This is a genomic window from Pseudomonas emilianonis (genome assembly GCF_023072625.1).
GTDB classification, from domain to species: Bacteria; Pseudomonadota; Gammaproteobacteria; order Pseudomonadales; family Pseudomonadaceae; genus Aquipseudomonas; species Aquipseudomonas paraveronii.
Genome location: NZ_JAKNRV010000651.1, coordinates 1 through 1,427, shown reverse-complemented (window position 1 = coordinate 1,427; position 1,427 = coordinate 1). Strand labels below are relative to the sequence as shown.

Below are 1,427 nucleotides of genomic sequence, written 5' to 3'. Positions count from 1 at the left end.
CAGCGTGCTGACCATCAGCGTGGCTGCCTCACTGCTGCGCTGGGGCCTGACACGCGACACCGTGCCCAGCGCCGACATGCTCACGTTGCTCGATCAATTGCAGACCCTGGTGGTGTTCTGCGCCTTCATTGTCTGCCTCGGGCGCTTGAACTGGCCGCGCAAATCGCTGCGTTGCCACCGCTGGCGGTCGCGCAGATCAAGGAAGTGATGCTGCTCGGTGCCGACTTACCCCTGGACAGTGCGCTGGCATTGGAGCGCAAGGCGTTTCAGTTGCTGTTCGACTCCCGGGATCAGAAAGAGGGCGCCAGTGCCTTTCTTGAAAAACGCAAAGCCAGCTTCTTGGGGGAATGACCCATGACACGTGAAATCAAGCGCATGGCGGTGGTGGGCGCCGGCATCATGGGCACCGGCATCGCCCAGATTGCTGCCCAGGCCGGCATCGAAGTCGTGCTGTTCGACAACCGCGAAGGCGCCGCCGAGGCGGCCCGCGAAAACCTGCGCCAAACCCTGGACAAGCTGGTGAGCAAGGGCAAGATCGCCGACGGCGATGCCCAGGCAACGCTTGAGCGTCTGCGGGTCGCGACGGCGCTGACTGACCTCAGTGACGTTGACCTGGTAGTGGAAGCGATTATCGAGCGCCTGGATGCCAAGCAGGCGTTGCTTGCACAACTTGAAGCCGTCGTGCGCGACGACTGCATCCTGGCGACCAACACCTCATCGCTGTCGGTGACCAGCATCGCCCGTGAATGTCGGCACCCTGAGCGGGTGGCGGGGTTCCACTTCTTCAACCCGGTGCCGCTGATGAAAGTGGTGGAGGTCATCGATGGCCTGGCCAGCGATCCGCGTGTCGGCGATACCTTGCAGGCATTGGCCGCGCGCATGGGGTACCGTGGGATTCGGGCCAAGGACACCCCCGGTTTCATCATCAACCATGCCGGGCGCGCCTACAGCACCGAAGCGTTGCAGATCCTCAAGGAGGGCGTCACGGACGCGGCGGAAGTGGATCGCATCTTGCGCGAAGGCCTGGGGTTTCGCATGGGACCGCTGGAGTTGTTCGACCTCACGGCGCTGGACGTTTCCCACCCGGTGATCGAGTCCATCTACAACCAGTTCTACCAGGAACCGCGTTACCGACCGGCCGCGCTGACCCGCCAGATGCTGGAAGCCGGTTACGTCGGACGCAAGGTCGGGCGCGGCTTCTATCGCTATGCCAACGGCCAGATGATTGATGCCCCCCAAGCCCAGGCGGTACCGGTGGTTGAAGCATTGCCGCCGGTGTGGCTGGGCACCGAGAGCGATGCTGACCGCGCCAGCCTTAGCGCGATGCTGGAACGACTGGGCGCGCAAGTGGAGCAGGGCGCGGCACCCTCGGATGCAGCCTTGTGCCTGCTAGCGCCCTATGGGTTGGACGCGACCAGCGCAGCGCA

Annotated in this window: 2 protein-coding genes and 1 pseudogene; all 3 read left to right on the top strand. The window is 64.0% G+C overall.

The window, feature by feature from the left end:
* The coding region (locus L9Z73_RS30500) for a hypothetical protein (RefSeq protein ID WP_247408675.1) at nucleotides 1-208 on the top strand (208 nt) is incomplete at its 5' end.
* Nucleotides 133-351, top strand: a pseudogene (locus L9Z73_RS30495) (enoyl-CoA hydratase-related protein); the annotation flags it as partial. The gene L9Z73_RS30500 and the pseudogene L9Z73_RS30495, both read left to right, overlap by 76 nt.
* A gap of 3 nt (nucleotides 352-354) precedes the next feature.
* A partial coding sequence (locus tag L9Z73_RS30490) for a 3-hydroxyacyl-CoA dehydrogenase (protein WP_247408673.1) occupies nucleotides 355-1,427 on the top strand: 1,073 nt, incomplete at its 3' end.